Consider the following 16,551-nt stretch of genomic DNA (forward strand, 5'->3'; position numbering starts at 1 on the left):
GCCGCCGGAGCCCGGGGTCCTCGCCGGCCCGCGGGGTTCCCGGCGGGCCGTCCGGGGGGCGGGGCCCGCGCAGGCCGCCCCGCGCGGGGAACCGGGCGCGCTCGGGTCCCGTCGCCGGGGAAGGACCTGGGCGCGGCGCGGCCGAGGCGCGGACATAGCATCGGTCCCCGCATGGACACGATGACGCTCTGGCACATATCAGGCTGGGAGTTCGCCGCCCTGGCCGCCGCCGCCCTGCTGGTCGGCTTCTCCAAGACCGCCGTGAGCGGGGCCAACACCGTCAGCCTGGCCGTCTTCGCGGCCGTACTGCCCGCCCGCGCCTCCACCGGGGTGCTGCTGCCGCTGCTGATCGCCGGGGACGTGCTCGCCGTCCTCACCTACCGGCGGCACGCCCACTGGCCCACGCTGTGGCGGCTGTTCCCCGCCGTCGCGGCCGGTGTGGTCGCGGGCACGGCCTTCCTGATGTGGGCCGACGACGCGACGGTCCGCATCAGCATCGGCGCGACCCTGCTGCTGATGACGGCGGTCACCCTGTGGCGTCGGCGTACCGCCGAACGGGACGACACGCCGGACACCGTCACCACCCGCGCCGGCCGGCTCAAGGCGCGCTCCTACGGCGTCCTGGGCGGCTTCACCACCATGGTCGCCAACGCGGGCGGCCCGGTGATGTCGCTGTACCTCCTCTCCGCGGGGTTCCGGAAGCTGGGCTTCCTGGGGACGTCGGCGTTCTTCTTCCTCATCGTCAACCTGGCGAAGGTGCCCTTCAGCGCCGGGCTCGGCCTGATCGACGGCCGCTCCCTGCTCCTCGACGCGGCTCTCGTGGCGTTCGTCGTGCCCGGCGCGCTTCTCGGCGCGTGGGCCGTGCACCGGATCAACCAGCGGCTGTTCGAGCAGATCGTGATCGTGGCGACCGTCCTCGGCGCGCTGCAACTGCTGCTGCGCTGAACCCCGGCGGCGGGGACGGCGGCCCCCGGCCGGACCGGGCCGACCGCCCACGGACGACCGGCGCACCGCGGATCGCCGGGAACGGCCGGACGCCCGCCCCGGCCGGTCAGCCGCGGATCCAGCGCCATGCGTTCGCGCTGTACGCGCACCGGATCCTGTCGCCGCCCGCCGTGGTGGTGACCGCGCCGTGATCGCTGTTCCGGCAGAACTGACCCGCCGCGTAGCAGTTCCCCGCGTTGGAGACGATGCTGCACGTGCCGGTGCTGTCCTGGCTGTTGCTGTTGCTGTTGCTGTTGCTGTTGCTGGTGCTGGTGCTGGTGCTGGTGCCGCCGCCTTCGGCCGCCCTGACCGTGGCCGTCTCGGTGACGGTGACCGTGGGGCCCGGCTCCGCCTCGGCCTCCACCGTCTCGGTGACGGTCTCGGTGACGGTCGGGCCCGGATCGGGGGCGGCCGTGACGGTCGTCGCGGGCGCGGCCCCGGTCACGGCGGACTGCTGCCCGTCGTCCCCGGCCGAGCCGATGAGCGCCCCCGTGACGAACACGGCCGCGCCGCCGGCCCATATCAGGACGCGCCTGTGGAGCGGACGGGAGTCGGGCGGGCGCGGCGTCGGCGGTACGGGAGCGGTGTACGGATTGGTCATCTCGTCCCCCCGGACGGTTCGGGTGGAGCGACCGTAGTACCGGTCACGGCCCTGTGCGCAGAGTGTGTGCGCAAGGTGTTCATTCCGTGACCGAGCCCCGAGTCCGCGAGCCCCGAGTCCGCGAGCCCCGAGTCCGCGAGCCCCGAGTCCCCGAGCCCCGAGTCCCCGAGCCCGGCCCGGGTTCTGGGCCCCGAGCCGTCCGCCGCGCCCCGCCCCCTCTGCGGCGGGGCGGCCGGCGTACGCTCGCCGCATGCCTCACGTTCTCGTCCTCGGCGGCACCACCGAGGCCCGGTGGCTGGCCGGCGAGTTGGCGGTGCGGCCCGGGGTGCGGGTCACCACCTCGCTCGCCGGGCGGGTGTCCCGGCCCGGCGCGTTGGCCGGGGAGGTGCGGTCCGGGGGGTTCGGGGGTGCGCGGGGGCTCGCCGACTGGCTGCGGCGGGAAGGCGTCGACACCCTGGTCGACGCCACGCACCCCTTCGCGGCGGCGATCACGGCGAACGCGGCCGAGGCCTCCGCCCTCACCGGTGTCCCGCTCGTGGTGCTCAGACGGCCCGGCTGGCAGGCCGGACCCGAAGACCGCTGGCACTGGGCCCGGTCCCTGGACGAGGCCGCCGGACTGCTGCCCGGCCTCGGGAGGCGGGTGCTGCTGACCACCGGACGCCTCGGCCTGGCCGCCTTCGCCGGACGGACCGGACTGGAGTTCGTCGTCCGGTCCGTGGAGCCGCCCGCGCCACCGGTCCCGGCGCACACCGAAGTACTGCTGGCCCGGGGGCCGTTCACCGAGGCGGCCGAGCGGGAACTGCTGGTCGGGCGCCGCATCGACGTCCTCGTCACCAAGGACAGCGGGGGAGCGGCGACCTCCGCCAAGCTCGCCGCCGCACGCGGACTCGGTCTGCCCGTCGTCGTCGTACGCCGTCCGGAGCTGCCCCGTGGCGTGGTCGCCATGTCCGACCCGGAGGCCGTGCTGCGCCGAGTGGGGTGTGTCTGACACCGGCTGAGGCCGCAGCACCGCAGGGCCGCAGCACCGCAGCACCGCAGGGCCGCAGCACCGCAGGGCCGCAGGGCCGCAGAACCGGCGACCGCTGGGCCGCCGGGTCCGCGCCCCGGGCATGCCGTTTCCGGTGAGGCGCCGTCCCCGGCGGTGGCGCGGGCCGTCCGTTGCCGGGCGGCGCCCGCCCGCCCCCGGACGGGTCGCTCACGCCCGGTCGCCGGTGCGGCTCACGTCCGCCCCGGCCTGCGGCGCAGCAGGTAGGTGTCCATGATCCAGCCCTTGCGCTCCCGGGCCCGCTCCCGCGCCCGCTCGATCCGGGGCGCCGCCTCGCCGATCGGCCCGGCGTCGAGAAGTTCGTCCGGAGTGCCGAGATACGCCCCCCAGTAGATGTCGATGTCCTGGTCGGCGTACTGCCGGAACACCTGCTGCGAGTCCAGCATCACCACCACGTCGTCGACGCCCTCGGGGAACCCCTCCGCCAGACGCCGCCCGGTGGTGATCTGCACCGGCCGGGCCACCCGGTTCAGCACCGTGCGATGCCGTGCCATCAGTGCGGACACACTGCTGATGCCCGGTACGACGTCGTGCTCGAAGACCACCGCGCCCCGCTCCAGCACCTCCTCCAGCACACCCAGGGTGCTGTCGTAGAGCGCCGGGTCGCCCCACACCAGGAACGCACCGGTCTCCCCTTCGCGCAGTTCGCCGGCGATCAGCCGCTCGTAGAGGGCGGCGCGTGCCGTGCGCCAGTCGCCGACGGCCGGTGCGTACGCCGTCCCGTCCGCCCGGCGGTCACGGTCCGGGTCGCGCGCCTGGACCACCCGGTACCCGCCCTCCGGCAGATGCGTCCGCAGCATCTCCCGGCGCAGATCCGTGAGATCCGCCTTGGCCTCGCCCTTGTCCAGGACGAAGAACACGTCCGTGTCCCGCATCGCCCGGACCGCCTGCAACGTCAGCTGGTCGGGATCGCCCGCGCCGATCCCGATGACATGAATCCTTCGCACCCCCCGAGTCTGCCGGACACCGGCACCACGCCCGCGACCGAGGTCGGGATCGGTGCCCGGCGCGACCCCGGGGCCCTCACCACCGGCTCCGCGGCCGTGCTCCGGGCCGGCTCGGTCGGCACCCCCGCCCGGCGCGCGACGGACGAGACCGCCCTGGTCCGGCGGGGAACTCACCGGGAGGCACCGGCCGGTCCTCCGGGGGCGCACGCCCTTTCACCGGCGCGAGTGGAGCGCGTCGGCCGTGCGGGCATGGCTGTGCCGCCGGCCGGTCCCGGACCGGACCGCGTCCACCAGGTGCGGGTGGTCGTCGGGCAGATCGCGGTGCTCGTGCTCGACCGGGCCCGGCTCCCGCTTCGGCCACAGCCGCACAGCCGCGACGACGGAGGCGGAGGCGACCACGCCCAGCACCACCGCGGCGGTCTGGAGGCCCGCTGCCGCGCCGAGCCGGCCGGCCAGCGGGTACGTCAGGAGCCAGCAGCCGTGCGACAGGGAGAACTGCGCCGCGAACAGGGCCGTACGTCCCTCGGGCGCCGCCGCCCGGCGCAGCAGCCTCCCGGTCGGTGTCAGCACCGTCGAACAGGCACCCCCGAGCACCGTCCACATCAGCAGCAGCGCCGGCCAGCGCCAGGTACCGCCGTCGGCTGCGGCCAGGCCGCCGAGCCCCGCGAGGACGAGCGGGAGCAGCATGGCTCCGCGCAGCATCACCGTGCGCTCCGGCACCCGGTCCAGTGCCCGGGGCAGCAGCAGGGCGACCGCCATCGACCCGCCGCCGTAGGCGCCGAGCGCGAGCGGCACGTCGGCCGCGCCGCGCTCCAGCGTGTCACGTACGTACACCACGGTGTTGACGGTGACCATGGCCCCCGCCGCGGCCACCGCGAGGTCGAGGGCGAGCAGGGCGCGCAGCTGCGGGAGGGCCAGGAAGCGGCGGACGCCGGCGGTGGCCCTGGCCCGGAGGCCGTCACCGCCACCGTCACCGTCTCCGCGTGGCCCGGGGGCGGAAGGCTTGGGCAGGACCGCCGAGACGACCAGCGCCCCGGAGGCCAGGAAGCCGGCCACCGTGCCCAGGAACAGCCAGCTGTAGGTCGTCACCGACAGCAGGGCGGCGGCGAGTGCCGGACTGAACAGGCTCTCCAGGTCGTAGGCGAGGCGGGACAGCGACAGCGCCCGCGTGTAGTCCCGCTCGGCGGGCAGCACCTCGGGCACGAGTGCCTGGAACGTCGGCGTGAACGCGGCCGACGCCGACTGGAGCAGGAGGATCAGGACGTACACCTGCCACACCTGGTCGACGAAGGGCAGCAGCAGCGCCACACCGGCGCGCACCAGGTCCGCGCCGACCATCAGAGCCCGGCGCGGCAGACGGTCGGCGACCGCGCCGATCACCGGAGCGATCGTCACGTACGCCAGCATCTTGACGGCCAGTGCAGTACCCAGCACCGAACCCGCCCGGGCGCCCGCGAGGTCGTAGGCCAGCAGGCCGAGCGCCACCGTGGCCAGGCCGGTGCCGAGCAGAGCGACGACCTGGGCGATGAAGAGGCGGCGGTAGGGGCCGTTGCGCAGGACGGAGAGCATGCGGCGATCCCTCCGGACGGCACGGAGGCGGACGTGGCTACCCTCCCACTGTATCCATGAGTGCGCATCTGTGCACATGTTGAGGCCGCCACTCCCTTGCGGCGGCGGGGGAGTGTGCCGGGTGCCGCGGCGGGGCGAACGCCGCACGCCGCCAGGCAGGCGGGACTTTCGCAACACGCCCTAGGCTGAGCACATGCCTGCTCGCGAGTCCCTGCCACCTGCGGCCGGTGCGCATCTGCGCCCTCCGGACAGCGCGCGTCTCGCCGAGGCGACCGAGGTCTTCGCGATGCTGTCCGACGCGACCCGGCTGCACCTGCTGTGGCTGATCGCGCAGGAGGAGTCGGACGTCGGCTCCCTCGCCGAGCGGTGCGCGGCGTCCCGGACGGCGGTCAGCCAGCACCTGGCGAAACTGCGTCTCGCGGGCCTGGTCGAGACCCGCCGCGAGGGCCGGCACATCTTCTACAGCCTGCGCGACGGGCACCTGCGCCGACTGGTGATGGAGGCCCTGAGCCACGCGGACCACCGCGTCAGCGGCCGGGCCCCGCACGACTGACGGGCCGACGCCCGGGCGGCCGTGGGGGCCGCATCCGTCGCCGGACGGGCGGGCGGGGTGCGGCGCAGCCTCGTTGCCGGGGGCCGGGGGCCGGGGCCGGGAGAGCGGGCGGAGCCCTCCTGAAGTCCCCCGGCGATCGGAGTTCGCAACGTGGCGGCGTGCGCGCCCCGGCCGCGTGGCGTGCGGCGGTGTCCGGGCGTCAGCAGGTCGCGCCCGGCTTCACCGGCCTGAGGTCGATGAGGTAGCCGTCCACGGCACGGTCCACGCAGCCGCTGCCCCGCCCGTACGCCGTGTGTCCGAGTCCCTCGAAGGTCAGCAGCATGCCCCCGGGCAGCTGGCGGGCCAGGCTCCGGGCCTCGTGGTACGGCGTGGACGGGTCGCCGGTGGTGCCCACCACGAGCACCGGAGGCAGCCCGTCCGCGCTCACCCGGTGCGGGCCGGGCCCGCTCTGCGGCCAGCCCCTGCAGCCGAGCGCGGCGACCACGCTCTCGGACCCGAAGTCGCCCTCGGCGCGGTGCGCCCGGTCGAGGGCCTTCCAGTACTCCCGGGGGTCCTCGGGGTGAGGGATGTCGACGCAGTCGACCGCGGTGATCGCCACATCCGCGTTGTCGGGGTGGCTCTCCTCCTCCTGTTCCTCCTGTTCCCCCTGTTCCCCCTGCTCCTCCTGGCTCCCTGGCTCCTGCTGTTCCGCCTGCTGCTCCTCCTCGCCGCCGGTGTCCTCGTCCTCCCCGGCGTCCTCCTCGCCGGCGGCGATCCCCGCGAGCCTCGTCCCGTCACCGTCGGCGGCCTCGCCCAGACCGCGGGACAGGGCCTCCCACTGCTCCTCCGGGGTGTACATCGACGTGACGACGGCGCTGTGCAGGGTCGCCGCGTCCAGGCCCCAGGCGGCGTCGTCGACCGGCAGCGGCTCCGCCTCGGTCCGCGCGTAGAGATCCGCGAGCAGCTCGCGGATGCCTTCGGGGGTGCCGGCGGGGCAGACGTCCCCCGCCACCTCGGCGCAGTACTCGGCGTAGTCGTCGACCGCCTCGCGGAATCCGGCGGCCTGGCTGACCGCCCGCTCGGCCCAGTCCAGCGACGGGTCGACGGCCCCGTCCAGCACCATCGCGCGCACCCGCCGGGGGAACAGCTCGCCGTAGCTGGTGCCCAGCGACGTCCCGTAGGACCATCCGAGGTAGCTCAGCCTGTCGTCGCCGAGCGCGGCGCGCAGCACGTCCATGTCGCGGGCCGCGTCGGCCGTGCCGACATGCGGCAGGATCGGGCCGCTGTGCCTCTTGCAGGCCGCGACCATGCTCTCGGCCTCGGCCAGGGCGGCGCGGCGCTGCTCCGCCGTCGCGGGGTGCAGCGGCTGCGGCGCGGCGTCGTCGGCCGCCGCGCCGGTCTCTGCGCCGGTCTCTGCGCCGGTCTCTGCATCGGTCTCTGCATCGGTCTCTGCGCCGGTCTCCGTGCCGGTCTCGTCCTCCGGTCCGCAGTCCACGGCGGGCTCGCTGCCCGCCACACCGCGCGGGTCGAACCCGACGATGTCGAAGCGGGTCCGTATGCGTTCGGTGAACGTCTCCGCCCCGCCGTCCGCGAGCAGGGCGACCCCGGACTCTCCGGGACCGCCCGGATTGAAGACCAGCGAACCGATGCGACGGGCCCTGTCGGTCGCGGTGACCCGTATGAGGGGGAGAGTGAAGGTCTTGCCGTTGCCGGGCGCCGAGTAGTCCATGGGGACCTTCAGCGTGGAGCACTCCTCCTCTCCGCAGGGCTTCCACCGCAGCTTCTGGCGGTAGAAGGTGCTCAGGTCGGCGCGGGCGGCGGGATCGTCGGCGGCGGCCGTGCCGGGGGTGTCCGGCGTACAGCCGCTCAGCGAACCCGCGGCGAGGGCCGCCGACACGGCCAGAACGACGGCGCGGCGGCGCCGCTGGGGATGAGTGAACAAGGGTGACTGCTCCGGAGTCCGAGGTGAGCATCGCCGCGGCAGGTCAGCGGCGTGGACATGGTACGAAGCGGAATCCCGCCCGGACATCGTCCTGAAGTAGAGACCGCTGCCCCTCTTCTCGACCGGAGGAATGACAACCCATCGCACCGCCGGACCGTCCGGGGGTGCCGCCGGCCCCTCCGGGCCGCGCGGCTTCGGGCGGTGAACTCATCGGCGCCACCGTCCCGCCGGACGAAGGGCCCCGCCTCCGCCCCGGACGGGAGCACCCGGCGCGAGGTCGTGCACGGGGACGCCCGCCCCGGTGCGAGGACCGGGGCGGGCGGGGTGTCGGAGCGGCCGCGGGTCAGCGGCCCAGCGCACGGGCTATGCGGGTGATGCCTTCCGTGAGGGTCGCCGCGTCGGGGCTGAGGCTGACGCGGAAACAGCGGGTGCGGTGGGGGGTGTCGTGGCCGCCGGGGAAGAAGTGGCGGCCCGGAACGATGAAGACCCTGTCCTGCTTGAGGCGTTCGTAGAGGACCGTGTCGTCGAAGCGCTCGTCGTCGATCCAGAACCAGCAGAACATCCCGCCGTCGCCGGAGTGCAGGCGCCAGGGCACCGATTCCGGCATGACCTCCTCGAAGAGCTTCTCCGCCAGGCGGCGCCGCTCCTGGTAGAAGGGGGAGACGGTGTCGCCGACGAGCCGGTCCAGGCGGCCGGAGGCGAGGGCGCGCGCGACGACCGACTGCTGCAACTGCGGTGCGTGCAGGACGGAGTTGGCCAGGAACGAGACCATCGGGGTGATCCAGCGCTCCGGCCCGACGGCGAAGGCGATGCGCTCGCCCGGCAGGCCCGCCTTGGACAGGGTGAAGCAGTTGACCACGTGTTCGTCCAGCGGCGGCGGAGTGAGGGTCGGCGCGATCCGGGGGAACGGCTCCCCGTAGGCGTGGTCGAGCAGCAGCGGCACGTCCCGCCGGCGGGCGAGGCCGGTCAGGGCGTCGAGTTCGGCGGCGCCGACCGCGCGCCCGGTGGGATTGCCGGGGCTCGACAGCAGCAGCATGCCGATGTCCCGCCGCTGCTCCAGCGCGTCGAAGTCGAGGGCGTAGCCGAACCGGTGGGTGCCCTCCGGGACCGGCGTGGCGGGGATGCCCACCACTCCGTCCGGGTGCAGGCACAGGCCCTGGTACCCGGTGTAGTCCGGGGCCATGGGCAGCACCACCTTCGTGCCCTCGGCGGGCCCGGTGCCTCCCCCGGGGCCCGCGAACAGGGCGGCGGCGGTGAAGCAGAGCATCTGGCTGCCCGGTCCGACCGCGACGTTGCGCGCGGTGAGCGACCAGCCGTACCGCGTGTTGAAGTAGCCGGTGATCGCCTCGATGAGGGCGGCCGACCCGCGCGACGGACCGTACTGGCAGCCGGCCGAGGCGAAGTCCTCGGCCAGCGCCTCCTCGGTCAGGCTCCGCCACTCGGCGATCGCCCCGGGGATCGCGGCCGGGTTGCCGATGCCCAGGTTGAGCCAGTTTGCGGGGCCGGACGCGGTGCTGACGGCGATGTCCTCCATGATGCTGCGGAGGCCCGAGAGCGTGGCCATCTTGCTGCCGATGAGGGACAGCGCCATGTGGTGTTCCCTTCTGGGGAGGGGGCGGAAGGCTCGGCCGGTCCGCTCAGGCGGTGGGCCCAGTGGCCGCGGGGCGGTCCGCGGCGGCACGGCCGGGGGCTGCCAGGGTGCGGCCGACCCAGACCCCGAGCAGTGCCTGGACCAGGGCGATCAGCAGGGCGATGGCCACGACGGCGCCGGCCAGCGGCGGGAGGCCGGCCAGGGCGGCCGTCGTCCGGGCGACCTCCCCCACCGGAGCCCCGCCCAGGGCCTGCACGGCCAGCGGCAGCGCCCAGCCGAGGACCGCCGCGAGGGACGCGGTGAGGTAGCCGCGGGAGGGGCGCGGGGCCCTGCGCGGGAACCGGCCGGCCGTGCCGGCCACGGCGCCGACGAGGAAGGGGATGAACCAGAGGCCGGCGAGGGTGCCCAGGGCGGTGGCGGCGGTCCCGCCGCCCACCGTCACCGCGGCGGCCACCGCCCGGCGCGGGGCCCGGGGGCCGGAGCCGGCCGTCGTGCCGGTGCGGGGGTCCGCACCGGGGCCGCCGTCCGCGTCCGTTGCCCCGTCCGTGTCCCCGGCCGAGGACGTCTCCGTGGTCCCGTCCGTCTTCCTGGCCGAGGACGTCTCCGTGGTCCCGTTCGTGTCCCCGGCCGAGGACGTCTCCGTGGTCCCGTTCGTGGCCCCGTTCCTGACCTTGGCCGAGGACGCGTCCGGGGTCCCGTCCGTGGCCGCAGCCGCAGCCGGGGTCGGTGCCGGGGTCGGTGCCGGGTCCGGGGTCGGGTCCCCGGTGGCGCCGCCGTCCGCACCGTTGGCCAGGTCCGGCTCGGGGCCCGGGGCCTGCGTACTCGTGTCCGTCGTCTTCGGCATGCGGGTCACCCTTCGCTTCGCAAGGTCCAGCGGATGTCGCCCTCGCCCTGCTCGTCGGCGGTGCGCAGCGGGCGGAGCGAGCCCTTCCACCAGTCCGGGGCCAGGTTCTTGTACCAGGGGGAGGCGGGGTTGTCGCTCTGGCCGCCGGGGTAGACCGCGCGGGCGTCCGCCGTGCCCGCCGGGCTCCAGCCGACGACCATCCGCAGACTGGGCCCGTAGTCGGAACGCAGGCCGTTCTCCGCCACGTTCACGGTCCAGGGGCTGCCGCCCGCCGGGTACGGGCCGTCACCCAGGGAGGGGGCGCCGGTCAGCGAGGGCACCACCCGCTCGTGGATGCGGCCCCACTCCCACTCGGCGGGCTTCCCGCCGAGCCGGCCGTCCAGGTACGCGACCGCTCCGGTGAAGGCGGCGCGCATCGCGTCGGGCGCGGTGCGCGACGGGCCGTCGGGGGCGGTGAACGCCGGGTTGTCCGGGTCGGTGAAGGTCCACTTCTCCAGGATCTGCATCAGCGGGACCGGGGTGCGCAGCAGGTCCAGGCCGGCCGGGTCGACGTCCACCGGCACCTCGGCCGAGTCCCACCAGGGCTTGAACACCTCCTCCACGTAGCCGCCGTAGAAGGCGAACCAGATGGCGGCGGCCGGGGATTCGGCGTCCATCGAGGCGTTCCAGCCGGCCAGCAGCGTGCGGGCGTCCTCCTGCTGCCGCGTCAGCTTCGCGCCCTCCAGGGCCTGGAGCAGCTTGGGCACCATGCGCTGGGCGAGCTCGTCGGTGACGTCGTTCTGCAGGTCCTGGAACCCTTCCACGGTGTGCTGCCGGCCGGGCCGGGACAGTTCGGCGAGGATGCGGTTGGTGCGGTAACCGGTGTCGAAGTTCGACGCCGGGCCGATGTAGTACGGGTAGTCCGGTCCGACCGGCCGCTGGTTGGCGGTGACCAGGAGCCCGGACGGCGGGTTGTACACCTGTGGCACCGCGTCGAACGGGATGGCGCCGACGACGTCCGACTCACCGGTGCCGGGGAGCGGTCCGCGTGCGTCGCCGGAGGCGATCTGCGGGTAGGAACCCGGGGCGATCACCCCGATGTTGCCCTTCCGGTCGGCGTAGGCGAAGTTCTGGGCCGGGGCCTGCCAGCTGCGCAGCGCGGCGCGGAAGCCGTCCCAGTCCTCGGCGGCGTTCAGGTCGAGCAGCGCGGTGAGGTTCTGCGAGGGACGGTTGCCCATCCACTCGACCGACGTGGTCCGGCCCTTCTTCGTCAGCAGCGGACCGTGCACGGTGAGCTCGACCTCGATCGGCACGGGGGCGCCGCCGCGGACCGGAACGGTGTACTTCACCTTCTGCACGGGATGCCAGGCGCCCTTCCAGAAGTAGGCGTCCGGGTGCCCGGGATCGGTCTTCTCCCGGTAGAAGAACGTGGACTGGTTCTGCACGGCCGTGATGGACCAGGAGATGTCGGCGTTGCGCCCGATGAGCACGGCCGGCATGCCGGGCAGGCTGGAGCCGGTGACGTCGTACCCGGGGGACTTGAGCGAGACCTGGTACCAGTACGAGGGGAGCGACAGCTTCAGGTGCGGGTCGCCGGCGAGGAGCGCGCCGCCGTCGGCCGCCTTGCCGTTCGCCACCCAGGCGTTGCTGTTGGGGTAGAGGTGGCGGGTGGTCTCGGGGAGCCTGGCCATGCTCCGCAGGATGGCGGTGGCCGCCTCCGCGGTCGCCCCGCTCTCTCCCCTCGCCCCGCTCGCCCCGGTCTCCGCGGTCGCTGCGGCCGGCGTCGCGGAACCCGGCCTGGCGGAGCCGGAGTCGGCCCGGTCCGAGGTCGCGGAGGCGGCCGGGCCGCGGCTCGCCGGGGAGCCGGGGGTGGCGGCGGGTGCCGGGGCGGCGGCGCCGTCGCCGGCGACGCCCGGGCGGCCCGCGACCGTGGCCGCGTTGGCGTTGGGGCTGTGCAGGGGAGCGACACCGAGGTTCCGGTAGGGGCCCGGGGCGTACGGGTGCTGCTCGTTGGCGGGCAGCACCGGGAACCACTGCGACGCCCGCTCGGCACCCAGCGAACCGCTCAGCAGCGCGTAGGTCAGCGGACGGGTGTCGAAGCTCAGCGTCTGGGTGAGCACGCCCTGGACGACCAGGCTGTCCACCGGGGTCCAGCGTTCCGGCCGTACGCCGGTCAGCCCGTAGACGGTCGGCCACCGGCCGTTGCGCTCCAGCTCGGCCAGCCGCGCGTTGACGCCCGCCGCATAGGCGGTGAGCGCCTTGGCGGCCCTGCCGTCGCGGGGGGTGGCCTTCCAGGTGGCCTCGGCGGTGCGGTGGATGCCCAGGGACAGCTCGAAGACGTCCGAGTCGATGCCGGAGGGGCCGTTGAGCTCCGCCAGCCTGCCCTTGCCCAGGCGACGCTGCACGTCCATCTGGACCAGGCGGAACCGGGCTGCGAGGTAGCCCTGGGCGGTGAACAGGTCCTCGTCCGAGGACGCCCGGACCGAGGCCACGCCGTCCGCCGTGAAGGACACGTCCACCGGGCGGTCCAGTCCGGGGATGCGGATCTGCTCGTCGTGGGGAAGGCGGGCGTCCTCGGCCGACGGCCACACCCCGCCGCCGGGCATCAGGGCCCTGCCGAGGGCGGGCACCGGGCCGAAGCCGGCGCCGAACACGAACATGGTCACGCCGGCGGTGCAGACGGCGCCCAGCACTCCCGCCGCCCGGCGGATCCTGGCTCTCATCACTCTCCTGTCGCCCATGGTCAGCGCCGTGCTCTGTTGCGGACCTTGATCCGCGTGTACTCGAGAAGCCCCCAGTGCCCGTACTCGACGCCCAGTCCGGAGGACCGGACCCCGCCGAAGGGCACGTCGTGCCGCAGGTCCCCGTGGGTGTTGATCCACACGGTGCCGCTGTCGAGGAGCGGGGCGAGTTCCTCGGCCGCGTCCGGCGGGCCCCAGAGCGAGGCGCCGAGGCCGTAGCGGGTGGCGTTGGCCCGGCGGACGGCCTCGGCCGGATCGTCGTAGGCGATCACCGGGATGACGGGACCGAACTGCTCCTCCACCTCCAGCTCGCAGCCCTCGGGCAGACCGGTCACCACGGTCGGGGCGTAGAAGTGGCCCGGGCCCGCCAGCGGGGCGCCGCCGGTCACGACCCGGGCGCCCCGGGCGACGGCGTCCTCGACCAGGCGGCCGACCCGCTCCAGCTGGCTCCGGCTGACGAGCGGCCCGAACTCGGCCTCCGGGTCGCTGCCGGGGCGCACGACGGCGGCCTCGGCCAGTGCGGCCAGCGCCCCGGTGAGCTCCTCGGCGCGGTCCCGCGGGACGTAGATCCGCTTGACCGCGGCACAGAACTGGCCGCTGTTGGCGAGGGCGGCGTGGAACAGCGCGGGGGCGAGCGCGGTGACGTCGGCACCCGGAAGCACGATCGCCGCGTCGTTGCCGCCCAGTTCGAGGACGACGGGCAGCAGCCGGTCGGCGGCCTGCCGGGCGATCGCCCGGCCGGTCTCCACCGAGCCGGTGAAGGAGATCATGTCCACCGAGGGGTGTTCGGTGAGGGCCCGGCCGAGCGCGTGGTCGCCGGAGACGACGTTGAACACGCCGGGCGGCAGGCAGCCGCGCAGCACCTCACCCATCCGCAGCGTGGACAGCGGGGTCTCCGGCGAGGGCTTGACCACCACCGTGTTGCCGGCGAGCAGCGCCGGGGCGAACTTGCAGACCGACAGGATGACGGGGAAGTTGGACGGGGCGATCGCCGCCACGACCCCGTGCGGGACCCGCTCCACCGTGATGCGGGCGCCGTCCCCGGCGGTCAGTTCCTCGGCCGCCGGCTCCAGCTCGGCCGTGTGGCCGAACCAGTCGGCCGACAGCCGTACTTCGGCCCGGGCGGCGGCGAGCGGCTTGCCCTGTTCCCGGCTGAGCAGCGCGGCCACCTCCTCCAGGTGCGCGCCGAGCGCCTCGCCGCAGGCGCGCAGCGCCGCGCGGCGGTCGTCGGCCGGAAGCCGGGCCCAGTCCGCGGCGGCGGCCGCGGCCGCGGCGACGGCGGCGTCGAGCTGCTCGGGGGAGCACGCGGGCGACCGGGCGAAGGCCTCGCCGGTGGCCGGGTCCTCCACCGGCAGCTCGAAGGCGCCGGGTACCGCCGCGCCGCCGATGGTCAGGGACGGCGTCATGCCCGGGCCTCGGCTTCCGGGGCCGGCCCGGCGAGCTGCGTGCGCAGGCTCAGCGGGCGCATGTCCGTCCAGACCTCCTCGACGTGGGCGAGGCAGGTCTCCTTGTCGCCCTGGACCCCCGCGTCCCGCCAGCCCGCCGGGACCTCCCGGTCCACGGGCCACACCGAATACTGCTCCTCGTGGTTCACCACGACCCGGAACTTCTCGGCCGGAGCCGGGATGTCATTCATTGCACTTGCCACTTGGATTCCCTTTTTCTTTTCCTGATGGAATTGCTAGAGTGTCGCCGGAATGCCGCACCAGCGGCATGTTCAATAACGCCTGGAAAAGGTTGCTCAGTGATGGATGAAATCCAGATTCCCAAGGTCCGGTGGCCGGAGCGGGTGCCGGCCGGCGACTGGCTGAAGGGCGCGTCCGCCGTGGTGGTCATCGGGGTCGACGTGGACGCCGAATCGCCCGTGCTGGCCCGCGGGGAGCACTACATCGACCACCTCACCACCATGTCCCACCAGGCCTACGGCCCGCGGGTCGGGGTGCCGCGGATCCTGGACCTGCTGGACCGGTACCAGCTGCCGGCGACCTTCTTCGTGCCCGGCGTGTCCGCCGAGCGGTGGCCTTCGGTGATGGAATCGGTGGCGGAAAGGGGGCATGAGACGGCGCTGCACGGATTTACCCACCGGCACCCCGTGCACCTTTCCGAGGAGGAGCAGCGCGAGGAGATCGAGCGCAGTCTGAAGACCTTTTCCCGATTCGGTGTGCAGCCCACCGGGTACCGGGCGCCGAACTGGGAGACGACCCGGTACACGCTCGATCTCCTGGGAGAATTCGGACTGCGTTACGACTCCTCGCTGATGGACGACGACCGCCCCTACGCGGTGCGCAGCGGCTCCGGCGCGACGATCGCGGAGCTGCCCGTGCAGTGGCTGCTGGACGACTGGGAGCAGTACGCCTTCCTGCCCGAGCCGAACATCGGCCAGCTGATCGAGGCACCGTCCAAGGTGGTGGACCTGTGGACCGCCGAGCTGGAGGCCATGCGCGGCTTCGGCTCGCTGTGCATGCTGACCGTGCACCCCTTCCTCACCGGACGCCCGTCGCGGCTGCACGCCCTGGAGCAGTTCATCCGGTTCGCGCTCTCCCGGGGCGACGTGCGGTTCGCCCGCGCGGACGAGGTGGCCGAGCTGGTCCTCGCCGGGCCGACCGGTCAGGCGTAGCCGCAGCCGCCGTGGCGGGCGGGTCAACTCCTCGTCCCGGCAAGGCTGGTGGCGGTCCGCGGGGCGAGGAGTTCGGCCACGCAGGCCGTCACCAGCGCGGCGAGGCTGGAGACCGAGCGCTCCTCGGGCAGCCCGGCGGCCTCGTAGGCGAGAGGGAGTTCGGTGCACGCGGTGAGCACCGGGAGGTCGTGCCGCTGCCACAGTCCGCGCACCGCGGAGGCCAGCACGGCGGCGCCCTCGTCCAGGCGGTTGGCCTTCACCAGGACGCCGGACCGGTGGATCTCGGCCTGCAGCGGCTCGTCCGGGACCAGCAGCCGGTAGCCCAGTTCGGCGGCCCGCCGCTGGTAGATGCCGCTGTGCACGGTTCCGGTGGTGGCCGCCAGCCAGCCGCCCGCCGGGCTGGTGCGCATGGCGGCCCGCAGCGTGGCGTCGGCGATGTGGACGACCGGCACGGGCAGCAGGCCGCCCGGGAGCCGGTCGATGAAGGCGTGCGCGGTGTTGCACGGGACCACGAGCAAGTCGGCTCCCCAGGCGGCGAGTTGCTCCAGACCGGCGCGGATCGGCGGCAGCGGCTCGTCCGAGCCGGTGAGGATGGCCCCGGTGCGCTCCGGAATCCCGGGCTCCGACAGCATGACGATGCGCGGGTGTTCCTGGTCCGATCGCGCGGGGACCGCGAGGGAGAGCAGCCGGAGGAACTCCGCGGTGGCCGCCGGCCCCATGCCGCCGAGTACTCCCAGTGTCCGTGCGGACACGCTGGCCGCCGTGCCGTTGGCCGGTTTCCGGTCGACTCGTATCACGCTTCTGCCCCCTGCAGATCCCGGCGCGGGCACAGGGATCACGTTGTCCAGCCGAATGTGATTTGCCGGGGCGAATGCCTGTGGCGGCCCCCGGTCGGGAAAGGTGACGGGGCAGTCCGCGAGGGCCATGCGGTCGTCATGGCACCGATTGGGGACGCGCCCGAGAAGGTGGAGAAAATGCCCGGCCTGAAAGCCGGGTGGTCCCGTCGCTGCGGCTCACCGTACCACAGGCGATCACGCACGCAAGTTGACCTGCCTGTCCTCGCCGTTCTCGCATCGGTGCAGGCCAGGGGCCGTGCCGATCAAAGGAATCAATCCCTTGCGGAGAAGATCAACGGCGTGCTTGGATGCGAACGCCTGCT

At 74.2% G+C, this 16,551-nt stretch carries 14 protein-coding genes; 4 read left to right on the forward strand and 10 right to left on the reverse strand.

The window, feature by feature from the left end:
• Positions 1 to 171 precede the first annotated feature (171 nt).
• Positions 172 to 945 carry a sulfite exporter TauE/SafE family protein gene (locus AC5K6T_RS12190; protein ID WP_493208359.1) on the forward strand — a complete coding sequence of 258 codons (774 nt, stop codon included), beginning with the start codon at positions 172 to 174 and terminating at the stop codon, positions 943 to 945.
• Between the two features lie 106 nt (positions 946 to 1,051).
• Here AC5K6T_RS12190 and AC5K6T_RS12195 read toward each other — a convergent pair whose 3' ends face one another.
• On the reverse strand, positions 1,052 to 1,585 hold the full coding sequence (locus AC5K6T_RS12195; RefSeq protein ID WP_493208360.1) for a hypothetical protein: 534 nt from the start codon (positions 1,583 to 1,585) through the stop codon (positions 1,052 to 1,054).
• Between the two features lie 250 nt (positions 1,586 to 1,835).
• On the opposite strand from AC5K6T_RS12195, the gene AC5K6T_RS12200 reads away from it, so the two are divergent.
• Positions 1,836 to 2,573: a cobalt-precorrin-6A reductase gene (locus AC5K6T_RS12200; protein WP_493208361.1), complete on the forward strand. Its 738-nt coding sequence runs from the start codon at positions 1,836 to 1,838 to the stop codon at positions 2,571 to 2,573.
• A 230-nt stretch (positions 2,574 to 2,803) separates the two neighbouring features.
• On the opposite strand, the gene cobF is transcribed toward AC5K6T_RS12200, so the two are convergent.
• Together cobF and AC5K6T_RS12210 are read right to left on the reverse strand one after the other, a co-directional pair.
• Positions 2,804 to 3,577 carry a precorrin-6A synthase (deacetylating) gene (cobF, locus tag AC5K6T_RS12205; RefSeq protein ID WP_493208362.1) on the reverse strand — a complete coding sequence of 258 codons (774 nt, stop codon included), beginning with the start codon at positions 3,575 to 3,577 and terminating at the stop codon, positions 2,804 to 2,806.
• Positions 3,578 to 3,790: 213 nt separating this feature from the next.
• Positions 3,791 to 5,146 (reverse strand): MFS transporter, encoded by a 1,356-nt coding sequence (locus AC5K6T_RS12210; protein ID WP_493208364.1) that lies wholly within the window; start codon positions 5,144 to 5,146, stop codon positions 3,791 to 3,793.
• A gap of 193 nt (positions 5,147 to 5,339) precedes the next feature.
• On the opposite strand from AC5K6T_RS12210, the gene AC5K6T_RS12215 reads away from it, so the two are divergent.
• Positions 5,340 to 5,699 (forward strand): ArsR/SmtB family transcription factor, encoded by a 360-nt coding sequence (locus AC5K6T_RS12215; protein ID WP_493208365.1) that lies wholly within the window; start codon positions 5,340 to 5,342, stop codon positions 5,697 to 5,699.
• Positions 5,700 to 5,898: 199 nt separating this feature from the next.
• Here the strand turns inward: AC5K6T_RS12215 and AC5K6T_RS12220 are convergent, their stop codons facing one another.
• The 6 genes from AC5K6T_RS12220 to AC5K6T_RS12245 all read right to left on the reverse strand — a co-directional run bounded on the left by AC5K6T_RS12220 (position 5,899) and on the right by AC5K6T_RS12245 (position 14,411).
• On the reverse strand, positions 5,899 to 7,620 hold the full coding sequence (locus AC5K6T_RS12220; protein WP_493208367.1) for an alpha/beta hydrolase: 1,722 nt from the start codon (positions 7,618 to 7,620) through the stop codon (positions 5,899 to 5,901).
• A 343-nt stretch (positions 7,621 to 7,963) separates the two neighbouring features.
• A complete protein-coding gene (locus AC5K6T_RS12225) occupies positions 7,964 to 9,211 on the reverse strand; it encodes a valine--pyruvate transaminase (RefSeq protein WP_493208369.1) in 1,248 nt (415 codons plus the stop codon).
• A gap of 46 nt (positions 9,212 to 9,257) precedes the next feature.
• The gene (locus AC5K6T_RS12230; protein ID WP_493208370.1) at positions 9,258 to 10,055 is read right to left on the reverse strand and encodes a hypothetical protein; all 798 of its coding nucleotides are present in this window, start codon (positions 10,053 to 10,055) and stop codon (positions 9,258 to 9,260) included.
• Between the two features lie 5 nt (positions 10,056 to 10,060).
• Entirely contained in the window at positions 10,061 to 12,757 is a 2,697-nt protein-coding gene (locus AC5K6T_RS12235; protein ID WP_493208371.1) for a penicillin acylase family protein, read from the reverse strand.
• A 20-nt stretch (positions 12,758 to 12,777) separates the two neighbouring features.
• On the reverse strand, positions 12,778 to 14,181 hold the full coding sequence (locus AC5K6T_RS12240) for an aldehyde dehydrogenase family protein (RefSeq protein WP_493208373.1): 1,404 nt from the start codon (positions 14,179 to 14,181) through the stop codon (positions 12,778 to 12,780).
• Positions 14,178 to 14,411: an MbtH family protein gene (locus AC5K6T_RS12245; protein WP_493209322.1), complete on the reverse strand. Its 234-nt coding sequence runs from the start codon at positions 14,409 to 14,411 to the stop codon at positions 14,178 to 14,180. The genes AC5K6T_RS12240 and AC5K6T_RS12245 overlap by 4 nt, the downstream gene beginning before the upstream one ends.
• Positions 14,412 to 14,522: 111 nt before the next feature.
• Here AC5K6T_RS12245 and AC5K6T_RS12250 point away from each other — a divergent pair, with 111 nt between their 5' ends.
• The gene (locus tag AC5K6T_RS12250; protein ID WP_493208374.1) at positions 14,523 to 15,392 is read left to right on the forward strand and encodes a polysaccharide deacetylase family protein; all 870 of its coding nucleotides are present in this window, start codon (positions 14,523 to 14,525) and stop codon (positions 15,390 to 15,392) included.
• A 23-nt stretch (positions 15,393 to 15,415) separates the two neighbouring features.
• Here AC5K6T_RS12250 and AC5K6T_RS12255 read toward each other — a convergent pair whose 3' ends face one another.
• The gene (locus AC5K6T_RS12255) at positions 15,416 to 16,189 is read right to left on the reverse strand and encodes an aspartate/glutamate racemase family protein (protein WP_493208376.1); all 774 of its coding nucleotides are present in this window, start codon (positions 16,187 to 16,189) and stop codon (positions 15,416 to 15,418) included.
• Positions 16,190 to 16,551 lie beyond the last annotated feature (362 nt).

The organism is Streptomyces sp. B8-7, from assembly GCF_058833805.1.

Bases quoted from the DNA above. Each gene is read 5' to 3' on its own strand.
- AC5K6T_RS12210 (WP_493208364.1), bottom strand. From the start codon at position 5,146: ATGCTCTCCGTCCTGCGCAACGGCCCCTACCGCCGCCTCTTCATCGCC.
- AC5K6T_RS12215 (WP_493208365.1), top strand. From the start codon at position 5,340: ATGCCTGCTCGCGAGTCCCTGCCACCTGCGGCCGGTGCGCATCTGCGC.
- AC5K6T_RS12245 (WP_493209322.1), bottom strand. From the start codon at position 14,411: ATGAATGACATCCCGGCTCCGGCCGAGAAGTTCCGGGTCGTGGTGAAC.
- AC5K6T_RS12190 (WP_493208359.1), top strand. From the start codon at position 172: ATGGACACGATGACGCTCTGGCACATATCAGGCTGGGAGTTCGCCGCC.
- AC5K6T_RS12250 (WP_493208374.1), top strand. From the start codon at position 14,523: ATGGATGAAATCCAGATTCCCAAGGTCCGGTGGCCGGAGCGGGTGCCG.
- AC5K6T_RS12235 (WP_493208371.1), bottom strand. From the start codon at position 12,757: ATGAGAGCCAGGATCCGCCGGGCGGCGGGAGTGCTGGGCGCCGTCTGC.
- AC5K6T_RS12195 (WP_493208360.1), bottom strand. From the start codon at position 1,585: ATGACCAATCCGTACACCGCTCCCGTACCGCCGACGCCGCGCCCGCCC.
- AC5K6T_RS12200 (WP_493208361.1), top strand. From the start codon at position 1,836: ATGCCTCACGTTCTCGTCCTCGGCGGCACCACCGAGGCCCGGTGGCTG.
- AC5K6T_RS12225 (WP_493208369.1), bottom strand. From the start codon at position 9,211: ATGGCGCTGTCCCTCATCGGCAGCAAGATGGCCACGCTCTCGGGCCTC.
- AC5K6T_RS12240 (WP_493208373.1), bottom strand. From the start codon at position 14,181: ATGACGCCGTCCCTGACCATCGGCGGCGCGGCGGTACCCGGCGCCTTC.
- AC5K6T_RS12230 (WP_493208370.1), bottom strand. From the start codon at position 10,055: ATGCCGAAGACGACGGACACGAGTACGCAGGCCCCGGGCCCCGAGCCG.